The following is a 13,883-nucleotide window of genomic DNA, read 5'->3' as shown; positions in this document are numbered from 1 at the left end:
CCGATACGGTGGTCGATCGTGTGGACCTGGCTGGGTCGCGGCGACCCTCGTGTACTCGGTGGCGCGACGGCCGCCCTGGTGCTGGTGATCTTGGCCATCGGCCGGATCCGGCGGCTGCGGCGGCGCCGGATCCGTGACGGGCTCCGGCTGATCGAGCCCTGGCGGCACAAGCCCATCACCGGGGCGGTGCTCCAGTGGATGACGCTCGCGCTGGTGGTCGCCGGGGCGGCCGGTGCAGGGCTGCTGTGGCTGCTCGGCTTCCCGAGTCTTCCGTCGGCGACGTCCTTCGGCACCACAGAGGTCCTCGAACTGCTCAAGATCGCGCTCGCGGTGGTCGCCGGGCTCGGCGGTGTGGTGCTGCTCGCGGTGAACCTGCGCAAGCAGCGGGTCTCGGAGTCGGAGCACCTGCTGGCGCAGGCCAAGGACGAACGCGAGCGGGCGCAGGGCTTCAACGAACGGTTCGGTACCGCCGCGGAACAACTCGCCCACGAGAACGCGGCGGTGCGGCTCGCCGGGCTGTACGCGATGGCGGGGCTCGCCGACGACTGGGTCACGAACCGGCAGATCTGCGTCGACGTGCTCTGCGGTTACCTCCGCTTGCCGGTTTCCGACGACGCGTCCGAGCGCAAGGTGCGGGAGTCCGTTCTCCGGGTGCTGCGGGACAGGCTCGATGAGAACTGGCGGGGGAACGCGCTGGATCTCGACCTGACCGGCACCACGTTCACCGAGCCGGTCGTGATGGACCTGGCCACCACCGGGCGGCTGCGGTACGACGATGCGATCTTCGAACGGGGTCTCTTCCGGATCGGACCGAAGAACGCGACCACGGTCACCTACCGCGGTGCCGAGTTCCGGGACGGCGAGTTTCGGTTCGAGCGGGGCAGCACCTTTTCCGATGTGCGGTTTTCGGGTCGTTTGGTCTTCGACAGCGATTGGAGTCAGTGGGGCCGGTTCGCCTTCAGGGATTGTGATTTCAGCGACGCGACCTTCGTGATCACCGGCCACGGCGAATACTCGATCCGGACCAGGTTCGAAGGCTGCACCTTCTCGGAGTGCGTATTCGACTACAGCGGGATCATCGGGCTGGATCACCGCGACTTCTTCATCACGGATTCGACGCTGACCGGCGGCACCTTCTCGCTTCGCGGTCCCGGCGAAGACGTGTCCGTGCTGTTGATCAGCAAATCCCGGATGGAGAACATGAGTTTCGAGGTCGACGAGGACAGAAAAGGCCCGGTGAAGAGCATTCATCTCAACAACGTCGAGGTCGTCGCGACCGAATTGCCGGAGCGCTACGTCCGGCGGAGCTAATCCAGCAGGTTGTCCACCATCGATCGCAGCGCGTCCGCCAGCCGTGCCGACTCCCCGCTCTCGAGCAGGTGCGCGACCAGTTCGCTGCGCAGCGAACCGAGCAGGATGTGCGCGATCACCTCCGCGTCGAGATCCGCCCGCGCGTCGGCGATCAGCCCGCTGACGTGTGCGTGCCAGGTGGCGTAGAGATCGTTCTGGTGCCGGTGTTCCGCGGACTTTTCGAACGCCGCCATGAGCGCGACGTTCCGGGTCGCCACCGCGACGACGGCGTCGAAGAACGCCGTCAGCCGTTCACGCGGCGGAGCCCCGGGGCCGAGCGGTGGCGGGCCGGACGTGAACGCCTCGTTGTGGGCGCGCATGCGCTCCTCGATCAGCGCGCTCATCAGCCCGGCGCGATTGGTGAACCGGTGGAAGACCGTGCCTTTGCCGACGCCTGCCGCGGCCGCCACGCGTTCCATCGACACGTGGCCGGGACCGTGCTCGGCCAGGAGTTCTTCGGTGGCGCGCAGGATCGCCCGTCGGTTGCGGGCGGCGTCCGCGCGTTCCGCTGCCATCGGTGTCCCCTCGACAAGTTGACCGTCGGTCCATATATTACCGGCAGAGAACTTGACCGGCGGTCCAGTTAGACGATGGGGTGAAGTGATGCGTGCGGTGCTGATGCGGGCGCAAGGTGGTCCGGAAGTGCTGTGGGTCGAGGACGTCCCGGTGCCGGAACGGAAAGCGGGTGAGGTCTTGATCCGGACCGAGGCGATCGCGGTCCCCTGGTACGAGATCCAGTTGCGGTCAGGGGCGCTGCCCGCCGGTGAACTTCCGGCGGTTTTCGGGCACGAGGCCGCGGGCGTGGTGATCGAGGCGGACGACGCCGCGCTCGTCGGACGCCGGGTCGTCGCGATGTCGATGACGGGTGGCGCCTACGCGGAGTTCTTCGTTGTGCCCCAGAAGGACGCGATCGCGATCCCGGACGGCCTCGACGCGGTGGACGCCGTCGCGGCGGCCGTTCCGGCGTCCGTCGCGCTCGCGCTCGTCCGGACCGCGAAGCTCGCGGAGGGTGAGACGATCCTGATCGAGGCGGCAGGCGGCGCGCTCGGCGGCTATCTCGCCAGGTTCGCCGCCGACCGCGATGTGCGGGTGGTCGTCACTACCGGTGCCGGGAAGGCCGGCACGGTCGCACACCTGGCCCCGGACCTCGTGCTCGACCACGACGACCCCGAGTGGCGTTCGAAACTGCCGGACGGGATCGACGTCGTCTTCGCTTCCATCGGCGGACCGGAGACCACCGGACTGCTCGCCAAGATGACGCCCGGCCGGGGCCGGATCCTGGTCTACGGGCTGCTCAGCGGGTCGCTGCCGACGATCACGGCGATGGATCTCCTGCCACGCGGGCTCACGATGGTCGGCTTCGGCGGCACCGGTTTCGCCACCGACGTGAACGCCGCCCGCCCCCTGGCGCTGGACCAGGTGGCGAACGGCATGCTCACGGCGATCGACCGCGTCTACCCGCTCGAAGAAGCGGCGGCGGCCCACCAGCGAGTCGAAAGCCGTGCGGGCCGGGGCCGGGTCGTGCTGACCGTCAACTGACGGCCTCGTCGAGATACGCGGCGGCCTGCAGGGTGAACAGTTCGGCGTAGCCCGCCTTCGCAGCCATCAGCTCTTCGTGTGTGCCGTACTCGGCGACCTTTCCGTGCTCCAGCAACAGAATCCGCTCCGCCTGCCGGACGGTGGAGAACCGGTGGGAGATGTACAGCGTCGTACGTCCCTCCGAAAGCTCCCGTAGGCGAGAGAAGAGGTCGTGCTCGGCTTGGGCGTCCAGCGCGGACGTCGGTTCGTCGAGGATCAGGATCGGCGCCTCCCGCAGGAACGCCCTGGCCAGCGCGATCTTCTGCCATTCCCCGCCGGAAAGGCTGACGCCCTGGTCGAACCAGCGGCCGAGCGGGCTGTCGTACCCGTTGGGCAGCCGTTCGATCCGCTCGTCGGCACCGGCCCGTTTCGCCGACTCCTCGATCCGCTCGCGGTCGACGAGATGCGTCAGGTCGCCCAGTCCGATGTTCTCGGCCGCGGTGCCCTGGTAGGTCACGTAGTCCTGGAACATCGCGCTGATCCGCCGCCGCAGTTCGACGGGGTCGTACTCGCGGATGTCGACGCCGTCGAGCAGGATCCGCCCACCCGTCGGGTCATAGAGCCGGCACAGCAGTTTGAACAGCGTCGACTTCCCGGCTCCGTTGCGGCCGACGACGGCGACCGTTTCACCCGGCCGGATCTCGAAGCTCACGCCGTCGAGTGCCGGTTCGGCGGCGCCCGGGTAGGTGAAGGACACTTCCTCGAACTCGATGTGTCCCTCCACAGTGGACGGAAGCGGGCGCGGCTCCGGCGGCGCGACGATCTCCGGTTTCGTGCCGAGGAAGCGATACAGCGTGTCGAGATAGAGATTGTTCTCGTACATGCCGGAAAACGCGGTGAACAGGCCCTGGACCGACGTCTGCACCGAGGCCGCGGCGGCCGTGTACAGCGCGAGATCGCCGAGCGTGAGCCTGCCGCCGACGGCCTCCAGCGCGATGTACAGCGCGATCGCGGATCCGGCGGCGGTGCTCAGCAGGCCCCAGGACGTCGAACTGACGCTGCGTTTGCGGGTCAGTATCCGCTGGCGTTCGTAGAACACCTGGCCGAGCCGCTGGAACCGGTCGACGAAGTACGGGCCGAGGCCGAAGAGCTTGGTTTCCTTGGCGTAGGTGTCCGTCGTGACCAAAGAGGACAGATAGTCCATCCGCCGTTTCAGCGGTGACATCAGCAGCGTCAGCCAGAACGCGCGGGCACCGTATTTGGACTGTGAGATGAACGCGGGGATCGGCGCCACGAGTGCGACCAGCGCCAGCAGCGGGCTGATCGAGACGAGCAGCGCGACCATGCTGCTGAAGGTGATCGCCGTGCGCACCAGTCCCAGCGCCGAGTTCATCATCGACAGCGGCCGGGTCGGCGCCTCCTGCGCGGCCTGGCGCAGCATGTCGTAGGAGGCGGATCCCTCGAAGTACGACAGGTGCAGCCTGCTCGCGTGACTCATCACCTGGTGGCGGATGGTCAGCGTCATCCGTTCCTGCAACAGGGACTGGCCATAGGTGGTCACCGCCTGCGAGAGCGCGGTGAGCACCAGTGCACCGAACTGGAACAGCGCGACACCGACGATCGCGCCCTTGGTGCCGTGGCCCTGGATCGCCGCGACCACCGAATCGATCAGCAGCTTCGCGATGTAGGCGGTCGCCGTCGGAAGGAGACCGGACAGCAGGGTCACCACGGTGATCGTGATGGTCAGGACCGGGCTCGCCTGCCAGGTCAGCTTCGCGACCTTCGGGAGCCCGCGAACCGTGCCCGCGACGTTGACCCACATGCGGTCGAGTCGTGACTTCAGATCCTTCGGGCCGGTTTCGGGCTCGGGCTCCGGGATGTCGACCGGGCCGGTCAGCCCGCTGTCGGGCACTGTCGTCGGTGGACGGCGGCGTCTGCCGCCGCGGGCCAGGAATATCTCCATGCCGCCCCCACCCGGCGGGCCGATCACGCGGGCCCCAAGGCGCCGTTGAGGAAGACGTCGACGAGTTCCATCGTGGTCGGTTCGTCGCCGTTTTCGTCGAACCGCATCCGGCCGCTGAACAGCAACGACAGGAACAGCGCCGCCAGCTGCGCCGACGGCAGCCGAAGTCGTTTCCGCTCCGGTTCGAACAGTTCGGCCATGGCGTCCCGCATCACGCCCATCGATTCCCGCCGCCGGTCCTTGCCGACGGGGTCACGGCGGGCCGGGCGGTTGCCGGAACCGTGCATCGCGGCCATCAGCGCACCCATCCGCTGGAGGTGCGCGCTGAGTGCGTCGGCCGCCTCGACGAGCCTGTCTTCGAGAGGCTGATCGAGGTCGATGACCGCGATCGCGTCGAGCACCTGATCGGGCTTCAGCGCTTCGGCGAAGCAAGTGGCGAAGAGTTCGTCTTTGTCTTTGAACACGCGGAAGACCGTGCCTTCGCCGATCCCGGCGGCACGGGCGATCTGGGCGGAGGTGACACCGGCTCCGTGTTCCACCAGCAACGGCAGCACGGACTGGACGATCATCCGGCGCCTCTCGTCGGCGCTCATCCCCGGCGCTCTCCGCCGGGCGGTGGTTTCAGTCATGCGACCAGTCTGCGGAGTGAGCGCTCACTCCGTCAAGTCGATTTGATCGGGTGCACTGGGTCACATTTGGCAGGCCGTCGCGCAACGTAACCCCCACCTCCCCCGTCACCCAATCGTGTAAACGATTGCTCGATCCACGAGCACGGAGAGGAACGGGGGTGCGGAATGCGCGGTGGTTCCATGACAAAGCGACCTTGGCGGGTGACGACCGGTTTGGCGGCGGTGGTGCTCGCCGTGGCGGCGTGTTCGTCACCGAGTCCGGCGGCTCGGCCTGACGAACCCGATCAGCCGAACCCGGCCCCCGGCGCGGCGCCTGGTCCGGCGTTCACCGCCCCCTACCCGTTCGGCACGATCCAGCAGAAGGCGCCGCCGCCGGTGGACGGCGGTGTCCAGGTCGTCCGGCGCATCGCCACCGACAAGCCCTACGTGTTCATCACGATGGACGACGGCGCGGTCAAGGATCCCGAAGCGCTGCGGCTCATCAAGGAGTCCGGAACACATCCGGTGCTGTTCCTGAACCAGAAGTACGTGAAGGGGCATGAGGCCTATTTCAAGGCCATCCTCGACGCGGCCGGCGCGACGCTCGGCGACCACACCGTGAACCATCCGAACCTCAAGGGCAAGCCGTTCGAGTTCCAGCGCAAGGAGATCTGCGACGACGCGGACGACTTCCAGGCCGAGTTCGGGATGCGGCCGGTGCTGTTCCGCCCGCCGTTCGGCAACTACGACGCGAACACGCTGCGCGCGGCCTCCGCGTGCGGGATGCGGGTCGCGGTGCTGTGGTCCGCGGCGGTCAACGACGGACATGTGCAGTTCCAGGTCGGCGACAAGTTGCGTCCAGGGGACATCGTGCTGATGCACTTCCGCAAGACGTTCACCCAGGACTACACCGCGTTCCTCGAGCAGGCCAAGAAGGACGGCCTCACGCCCGTACCGCTGGCCGACTTCCTCGGCGCGTGAAGGCCCCCTTCCCTCGGGTCAGCCGAGGGAAGGGGGCCTTCACGCGCGGTCAGTAGGTGATCGCGACCGCGGGGTCGGCCAGCAGCGCGCCGACGTCGGCCAGGAACTCCGAGCCCTGCTGCCCGTCGACCACGCGGTGGTCGAAGCTCAGCGAAAGCTGGAGCACCTTGCGCACCTTGATCTCGCCGTCGACCACCCACGGGGTGTCCTTGATCGCGCCGAGGCACAGGATCGCGGACTCGCCGGGGTTGATGATCGGCGTACCGGTGTCGACGCCGAAGACGCCGACGTTGGTGATGGTGATCGTCCCGCCGAGCATGGCAGCCGGGGTCGTCTTGCCCTCGCGGGCGACGTCCGTCAGCTCGGTGAGCGCGATCGCGAGTTCCTTCAGCGACATCGAGTCCGCGTCACGGACCTTGGGCACGACGAGTCCGCGCGGGGTGGCCGCGGCGATCCCGAGGTGCACGTAGTCCTTGTAGACGATCTCCTGTGCCGCCTCGTCCCACACCGCGTTGACGTCAGGAGTGCGCTTGGCCGCCAGGCAGACGGCCTTCGCCGCGAACGTCAGCGGGGTGACCTTGACCCCCGCGAACTCACGCGACTTCTTGAGCTTCTCCCGGAATTCCATCATCGGCGTGACGTCGACGGTGAGGAACTCCGTGACATGCGGAGCGGTGTAGGCGCTCTGCACCATCGCGGCCGCGGTGGCCTTGCGGACACCCTTGATCGGCACCCGGCGTTCCCGCGTCGCGGGGTCGTAGCCACTGTCCACAACAGACTGGACGGGGGTGGCCGGAGCGGAACCGTTCGCGGCGGCCTGCACGTCGTCGCGGGTGATCACGCCGCCGTCGGCGGTGCCGGTGAGCGCGTGCAGGTCGACGCCGAGGTCCTTGGCGAGCTTGCGCACCGGCGGCTTCGCCAGTGGCACGTACCCGCCCTTGGGCTTGGCGGGCGCGGCGGCGACGGGAGCAGGCGCGGGCGCGGGCGCCGCCGGAGCAGCGGGTGCCGCACCCTTACGGGCCCGGCGCTGCGTGACGACCGCCTTGGAGCCGTAGCCGACCAGCGGCTTCATCTCCTCCTCGGCAGGCTCCTCGGCCGGCTTCTCGGGGGCGGCGGCAGGGGCCGCCTTGCCGCCGGGGTCGACGTCGATGGTGAGGATCGGCGCGCCGACCTCCACCGTCTGACCCGGTTCGACGAGCAGTTCGGTGACCACGCCCGCCCACGGGATGGGCAGTTCGACGGCGGCCTTCGCGGTCTCGACCTCGACCACGATCTGGTTCACCGTCACGGTGTCACCCGGCTTGACCTGCCAGGCGATGATGTCGGCTTCGGTCAGCCCCTCGGCCGTGTCGGCGAGAGGGAATTGTTTGTACTCGGGCATTTCAGGAACTTCCCCCTTACCAGGCGAGTGAACGGTCGACGGTGTGCAGCACCCGGTCCAGGTCGGGGAGGTAATGCTCCTCGAGCTTGGCAGGCGGGTACGGCGTGTCGAATCCGGTCACCCGCAGCACGGGGGCTTCGAGCGAGTAGAAGCATTCCTGCTGCACGCGTGCGGCGATCTCCGAGGTCAGCGACGTCTCCGACGGTGCCTCGCTCAGCGCGATGAGCCGTCCGGTCTTGCGCACCGACTCGAACACCGGGTCCAGATCCAGCGGTGACAGCGTCCGCAGGTCGATGACCTCGAGGGATTTGCCCTCGTCGGCGGCCGCGGTCGCCGCGTCGAGCGCGACCTTCACCGAAGGGCCGTACGCGACGACGGTGGCCGTCGTGCCCTCACGGACGACACGGGACTTGAACAACGGGTCCGGCGTGCCTTCGGTGTCGACCTCGGCCTTCATCGCGCCGGAGTGGTACAGCTTCTTCGGCTCGAAGAACAGGATCGGGTCGTCGGATTTGATGGCCTGCTGGATCATCCAGTACGCGTCGACGGCGTTCGAGCACGAAACGACCTTGAGGCCGGGGACGTGCGAGAACAGCGACTCCGGCGACTCCGAGTGGTGCTCGACGGCGCCGATACCGCCGCCGAACGGCACCCGGATCACGATGGGCATCTTGACCTTGCCCTGTGTCCGGTAATGCAGCTTCGCCACCTGGCTCACGATCTGGTCGAAGCCGGGGAAGATGAAGCCCTCGAACTGGATTTCGCACACCGGGCGGAAACCGCGGACGGCGAGGCCGACCGCGGTGCCGATAATGCCCGACTCGGCGAGTGGCGTGTCCAGCACGCGCTGCTCGCCGAAGTCCTTCTGCAGGCCGTCGGTGATGCGGAAGACGCCGCCGAGCTTGCCGACGTCCTCACCCATCATGAGGACCTTCGGGTCCTCTTCCATGGCACGCCGGAGGCCGAGGTTGATCGCCTTGCCGATGGTGAGTTTCTGGAGGTCGCTCATCTCAGTGCTCACCCGCCCCGACGAAACCGTCCAAATAGGACAGGAACTCTTCACGCTGCGCGTCCAGCATCGGCGTCGACTCCGCGTAGACGTTGGCGAAGATCCGCTCGGGTGGTGGTTCGGGCATGTTGAAGCAGTAGTCGCGCAGCTCGGCCGCGAAGGCGTCCGAATCGGCCTGGACCTGGTCGAAGAACGCCTGATCGGCGAAGCCGCCACGGGCGAGATACGCCCGGACGCGCTCGATCGGGTCCTTCAGCTTCCACTCCTCCAGCTCGTCGGAGAGCCGGTAACGGGTGGGGTCGTCGGTGGTGGTGTGCGCGTCCATCCGGTAGGTGAACGCCTCGATCAGCACTGGGCCGTTGCCGTGACGGCATTCCTCCAGCGCCCAGCGGGAGACCGCGAGGCAGGCGAGGACGTCGTTGCCGTCCACGCGGATGCCGGGGAAGCCGTAACCGCGGGCGCGCTGGTAGAGCGGCAGCCGCGACTGGCGTTCGGTGGGCTCCGAGATCGCCCACTGGTTGTTCTGGCAGAAGAACACGAGCGGCGCGTCGTAGACGGCGGCCCACACGAAGCCTTCGTGCACGTCGCCCTGCGAAGTCGCGCCGTCACCGAAGTAACAGATGGTGGCTTCGCCGTCGTCGTCGCCGACCTTGCCTTCGAACTTCTGGCCCATCGCGTAACCGGCGGCGTTGAGCACCTGGTTGCCGATCACGATGGTGTACGGGTGGAAGCCGTGGGCCTGGTAGTCCCAGCCGCTGTGGTCGGTGCAGCGGAAGATGCCGAGCACCTCTTTGAGGTCGACGCCGCGGGCGTACGCGACTCCGTGTTCGCGATAGCTGGGGAACGCCATGTCCCGCTTCTGCAGCGCGCGGCCGGAGCCGATCTGCGCGGCTTCCTGGCCGAGCAGCGGGACCCAGATGCCGAGCTGGCCCTGACGCTGCATCGCGTTGGCCTCGCGGTCCGCGCGGCGGACCAAGACCATGTCGCGGTACAGGCCACGAAGGGCTTCGGCGTCGATGTCGTCGACGTACCGGTCGAATTGCGGCGAGGAGACCCGTTCGCCTTCGGGGGTGAGCAGCTGAGTCAGCTCAGCGCCACCTTCGCTCGTTGCTCGCAAACCGGCGATCACCTGTTCGGGGGAAGGTTGCGCCGCTACCGCGGCGGGTCCATCTCCAGGCTCCGGGTGCGTCCAGTGTTCGGACGGCATGCGCTGTTCTCCTTGGTGTCGGCGCCTCTGGCGGCCACTTGTGGCGGCCACAGTGACTGCGCCGGCGGGGACCAGCGCGTCGGATCTGAAGCGCTGGGTCACCATCGGCGTTGACGGTTCGTGCGCACATCCTGGCATGCCGGACGGCGTTTTGGTCAGTGGCGGATGCTGATTTGTTGCTGAGAAAGGGTGTCTGATCAGGGGAAATGCTAGGAAGACCGAGTGTGGGGCCGCCGAAAGTAGGGGATTCACCCGCGCGCCGACCAGCGGGCGACACGTCCGGACGGGTGTCCTGCCCGGCTTGATCGATGACGATCCGTGCCCGTCGTTGTGACCCATCACACCCTCCCGTCCCCGTGGCAGGATGGCGGACGTGGAGCAGAAATCCGTACGCGAAACCGTGGTTTCGAACTGGGCGCACGACGTCCTTCCCAGCCTGTCCGGCCTGGTGGCGATCCCCGCCTTGTCGCCGGCCTTCGACTCCGAGTGGGCGAAGAGCGGTCATCTGGCCGCCGCCGTCGAGCATGTCCGGTCCTGGATCGCCGCCCGGGAAATCCCCGGCGCGACGCTCGAGGTCGTGGAGCTCGAAGGCCGCAGCCCGTTACTGGTCGTCGACATCCCGGCGACGTCCGAGGCGGCTGACAAGGGCACCGTGCTGATGTACGGGCACCTCGACAAGCAGCCCCCGGTCGGCGGCTGGTCCGAGGGCCTCGACCCGTGGACGCCGGTGATCCGCGATGGGCGGCTGTACGGCCGCGGCGCCGTCGACGACGGCTACTCCGGCTACGCGGCGACCACGGCGATCGAAGCCGTGCGCGCCGCCGGTGGCGAGCACTCCCGCGCGGTCGTGCTGCTCGAGACCGGTGAGGAGTCCGGCAGCCCGGACCTCCCGGCGTACGTCGAGCACCTGAAGGAGCGGCTCGGCGCGGTCTCGCTGGTCGTCTGCCTCGACGCGGGCGGCACGGACTACGAGCGCCTGTGGCTGACCACCAGCCTGCGCGGGATGCTGCACGTCAACGTCACCGTGAAGGTGCTCGAATCGGCGCAGCACTCCGGCATGGCCAGCGGCATCGTGGCGAGTTCGTTCCGCGTGCTGCGCGCGCTGCTCGACCGGATCGAGAACGCCGAGACCGGCGAGATCAAGCTCGCCGAACTGAGCGTCGACATCCCGGAGAACCGCGTCGAGGAGGCTCGCGGCGTCGTCGAGATCGCGCCCGGGGCGGCGAAGACGCTCTTCCCCGTGGTCGGCCGTCCGGTTTCCGACGACGATCTCGAACTGCTGCTCAACAACTCGTGGCGGCCGACGCTTTCGGTGATCGGCGCGGAAGGCTTCCCGCTCCCGGCGGAGGCGGGCAACGTGCTGCGCGCCAGCACCACGCTCACGCTGAGCTTCCGGCTTCCCCCGACCGCCGACGCGAAGGCCGCGATGGAGGCCGTCCGCCGCGTGCTCACCACCGACGTCCCCTACGACGCTTCGGTCGAACTGGGCGACTTCCAGGCCGAGAACGGCTGGAACGCGCCGGACACCGCGCCGTGGCTCGACGCCGTCCTGCACCGCGTGAGCGGCGAGGTCTTCGGCGCGCCGCACAAGAGTTACGGCATGGGCGGGTCGATCCCGTTCATGGGTCTGCTCGGCGAGAAGTACCCGGAGGCGCAGTTCGTGGTCACCGGCGCCTGCGGCCCGGACTCGAACATCCACGTGCCCGACGAGTGGCTGAACATCGACTTCGCGCAGCGGGTCACCGAGGCGGTCGCGCACATCCTGGACGCGCACGCGCGGAGCTGATCCTCCCGCTCACGCTGCAATGAAAGGTCCTTTCCTTGCAAAATTTGCCAGGAAAGGACCTTTCCTTGCGCGTACGGGAGGATCATGTTCGAGGGTTTCGAGCTTGAGAACGTCGACGTCGGCGAAGCGACCTTAAGAGTCCGTCACGGCGGCTCGGGACCGCCTCTCGTTCTTCTGCACGGACATCCCCGCACCCACACCACCTGGTACGACGTCGCGCCCCGGCTCGCGGACGCGTTCACCGTCGTCTGCCCGGACCTTCCCGGCTACGGCCAGTCCTCGAAACCCGAGACCACCGAAGACCACTCCGCGCACTCGAAACGCGCCATGGCCCGGCAGATCGTCGCGCTCATGCGGCACCTCGGCCACGAACGGTTCGCCGTCGCCGGTCATGACCGCGGCAGCGCCGTCGCCTACCGGCTGGCCTTCGATCACCCGGAAGCCGTCACGAAGCTGGCCATCCTCGACGGCATCCCGATCGGCGAGCATCTTTCCCGCGCGGACGCGAAGTTCGCGCAGGCCTGGTGGCACTGGTTCTTCTTCGGCCAGCTCGCGAAACCCGCCGAACGCGTGATCAACGCCGATCCGGACGCCTGGTACCGCGGTGATCCGGCGAAGATGGGGGCGGAGAACCACGCCGATTACCAGCGTGCGATCCACGATCCCGAAACCGTCCACGCCATGCTCGAGGATTACCGGGCCGGTCTCGGCCCCGACCGCGAGGCCGACGACGCAGACAAGGCGGCCGGGAACAAGATCGCGTGCCCGGTGCTGGTCCTGTGGTCCAGCCTCGACGATCTCGGCGACCTGTACGGCGACCCGGTCGCGGTGTGGCGCGACTGGGCCGAGGACGTGCGCGGCTTCGCCATCGAGTCCGGGCACCACATGGCGGAGGACAACCCGGCCGACCTCGCCGCCGCGCTACGGGAGTTCCTGGGCTGAAGGGCCCTTTCCCCGCATGCGATGCGAGGAAAGGGCCCTTCACCGCGTGAGATGAGGGGAAAGGGCCCTTCAGCTCCTACGCGAACTTGTTCAGTGCCGCGGTCAGTTCCGTCAGTTGCGGCGTGAAGCGCTGGTACGAGAACGGCGTCTCGTTGTTCCAGGGGATCAGCTTCCCGGCCTTCACCGCGGGCAGCTGATCCCAGGTCGGCACGCCGCCCAGCCCGTCCGGGCCGAGCGAAAGCGAACCGCCGCGGTTGTCGTACATGATCACGTCGGCGGGGTACTTCCCGATGTTCTCCCAGCTGATCTGCTGGTAGTACCCGCCCTGGCTCTCGTCCGGCGCCTCCGGCGTGACGAAGTTCAGCCCCTTGCTCTGGTAGTGCTTCGAGGTCGCGAACTTCGGCGCGTTCGAGACGTAGACGGCGTCCTTCTGCGCGGACACCAGCAGGATCTTCAGCCCGGCGGCCTTCTTGGCCGCCTCGGCGAGCGCGGCGTCAGCCTTCTCGTACTCTTCCTTCGCGGCCTTGATCGCAGGAGTCTCCGTGTCGGCGCCGAGCGCCTTCGCGAGCGAGATGAACTTCGCGATCCCCTCGGGCATCGAGATGTCCTGCAACCGGATCCCGACGCTCGGCGCGGCCTTGTCGATCTTCTCCGTCTGCGTGTCCGGGACGTACCACATCTGTTCCTTGAGGTACATCACGCTGACCAGCAGCTGCGGGTTCAGCGAGACGAACTTGTCGAAGTTGAACTCGTTCCAGACGTTCCCGAGCGACGTCACCGTGTTCAGGTCGACGCCGCCCGCCTGCGGGTCCGGCTTGCCGTCGGCGAATTTCGACGGGCCGAAGATCCCGACCGACTTCACGCCCAGATCCCACAGCGCCGCGGCGGCGGTCACCTGCGCGACGATCCGGGTCGGCCGCTCACCTTCGAGTTTGCGGCCGCGGTCGTCGGTGTAGGACCACGTCGTGCCGCCCCCGGACGCGGGTTTCTCCTCCTGGTAGCCGCAAGCGGTCAGGAGGCCGGTCGCGCCGAGCGCCGCGGTACCGGCGAGAAAGCCGCGTCGAGAGAGGTGCATGGAGATCTTCTTTCGCCGTCGAACCAGGTTTCGTCGTTAGGCTAGCCTTCGCTTACTCTGAGG

General features: G+C 67.9%; 12 protein-coding genes. 5 read left to right on the top strand and 7 right to left on the bottom strand.

Annotated elements, in window-relative coordinates; all coding sequences use genetic code 11:
• Window positions 1–18: 18 nt before the first annotated feature.
• Window positions 19–1,311, top strand: a complete 1,293-nt coding sequence (locus ACZ5ZX_RS01385) for a hypothetical protein (protein ID WP_465500115.1) — start codon at window positions 19–21, stop codon at window positions 1,309–1,311.
• Here ACZ5ZX_RS01385 and ACZ5ZX_RS01380 read toward each other — a convergent pair.
• Entirely contained in the window at window positions 1,308–1,865 is a 558-nt protein-coding gene (locus ACZ5ZX_RS01380) for a TetR/AcrR family transcriptional regulator (protein ID WP_465500114.1), read from the bottom strand. The genes ACZ5ZX_RS01385 and ACZ5ZX_RS01380 overlap by 4 nt on opposite strands.
• Before the next feature lie 88 nt (window positions 1,866–1,953).
• Here ACZ5ZX_RS01380 and ACZ5ZX_RS01375 point away from each other — a divergent pair, with 88 nt between their 5' ends.
• Window positions 1,954–2,889 (top strand): quinone oxidoreductase family protein, encoded by a 936-nt coding sequence (locus ACZ5ZX_RS01375; RefSeq protein ID WP_465500113.1) that lies wholly within the window; start codon window positions 1,954–1,956, stop codon window positions 2,887–2,889.
• Here the strand turns inward: ACZ5ZX_RS01375 and ACZ5ZX_RS01370 are convergent.
• The gene (locus ACZ5ZX_RS01370; RefSeq protein ID WP_465500112.1) at window positions 2,882–4,831 is read right to left on the bottom strand and encodes an ABC transporter ATP-binding protein; all 1,950 of its coding nucleotides are present in this window, start codon (window positions 4,829–4,831) and stop codon (window positions 2,882–2,884) included. The two genes, ACZ5ZX_RS01375 and ACZ5ZX_RS01370, sit on opposite strands and share 8 nt — an antisense overlap.
• 23 nt (window positions 4,832–4,854) lie before the next feature.
• A complete protein-coding gene (locus ACZ5ZX_RS01365; protein ID WP_465500999.1) occupies window positions 4,855–5,424 on the bottom strand; it encodes a TetR/AcrR family transcriptional regulator in 570 nt (189 codons plus the stop codon).
• Window positions 5,425–5,640: 216 nt separating this feature from the next.
• Here ACZ5ZX_RS01365 and ACZ5ZX_RS01360 point away from each other — a divergent pair, with 216 nt between their 5' ends.
• Window positions 5,641–6,420 carry a polysaccharide deacetylase family protein gene (locus tag ACZ5ZX_RS01360; protein WP_465500111.1) on the top strand — a complete coding sequence of 260 codons (780 nt, stop codon included), beginning with the start codon at window positions 5,641–5,643 and terminating at the stop codon, window positions 6,418–6,420.
• A 49-nt stretch (window positions 6,421–6,469) separates the two neighbouring features.
• On the opposite strand, the gene ACZ5ZX_RS01355 is transcribed toward ACZ5ZX_RS01360, so the two are convergent.
• From ACZ5ZX_RS01355 to pdhA, 3 genes are read right to left on the bottom strand one after another with little or no spacing between them, the layout of a single operon-like run.
• Window positions 6,470–7,801 (bottom strand): dihydrolipoamide acetyltransferase family protein, encoded by a 1,332-nt coding sequence (locus tag ACZ5ZX_RS01355; RefSeq protein ID WP_465500110.1) that lies wholly within the window; start codon window positions 7,799–7,801, stop codon window positions 6,470–6,472.
• Between the two features lie 16 nt (window positions 7,802–7,817).
• On the bottom strand, window positions 7,818–8,810 hold the full coding sequence (locus ACZ5ZX_RS01350) for an alpha-ketoacid dehydrogenase subunit beta (RefSeq protein ID WP_465500109.1): 993 nt from the start codon (window positions 8,808–8,810) through the stop codon (window positions 7,818–7,820).
• 1 nt (window position 8,811) lies between these two features.
• The gene (pdhA, locus tag ACZ5ZX_RS01345) at window positions 8,812–10,017 is read right to left on the bottom strand and encodes a pyruvate dehydrogenase (acetyl-transferring) E1 component subunit alpha (RefSeq protein WP_465500108.1); all 1,206 of its coding nucleotides are present in this window, start codon (window positions 10,015–10,017) and stop codon (window positions 8,812–8,814) included.
• A 373-nt stretch (window positions 10,018–10,390) separates the two neighbouring features.
• Between pdhA and ACZ5ZX_RS01340 the strand changes: the two genes are divergently transcribed.
• Together ACZ5ZX_RS01340 and ACZ5ZX_RS01335 are read left to right on the top strand one after the other, a co-directional pair.
• A complete protein-coding gene (locus ACZ5ZX_RS01340; protein WP_465500107.1) occupies window positions 10,391–11,803 on the top strand; it encodes a M20/M25/M40 family metallo-hydrolase in 1,413 nt (470 codons plus the stop codon).
• A gap of 84 nt (window positions 11,804–11,887) precedes the next feature.
• Window positions 11,888–12,745, top strand: coding sequence for an alpha/beta fold hydrolase (locus ACZ5ZX_RS01335; protein ID WP_465500106.1), 858 nt, complete (start codon window positions 11,888–11,890; stop codon window positions 12,743–12,745).
• A gap of 76 nt (window positions 12,746–12,821) precedes the next feature.
• Here ACZ5ZX_RS01335 and ACZ5ZX_RS01330 read toward each other — a convergent pair whose 3' ends face one another.
• On the bottom strand, window positions 12,822–13,820 hold the full coding sequence (locus ACZ5ZX_RS01330; RefSeq protein WP_465500105.1) for an ABC transporter substrate-binding protein: 999 nt from the start codon (window positions 13,818–13,820) through the stop codon (window positions 12,822–12,824).
• Window positions 13,821–13,883: the final 63 nt, after the last annotated feature.

The organism is Amycolatopsis sp. NPDC033938 (assembly GCF_055575975.1).
Note: the sequence above shows the minus strand (reverse complement) of the source record. Positions and strands in the feature narration are given on the sequence as shown.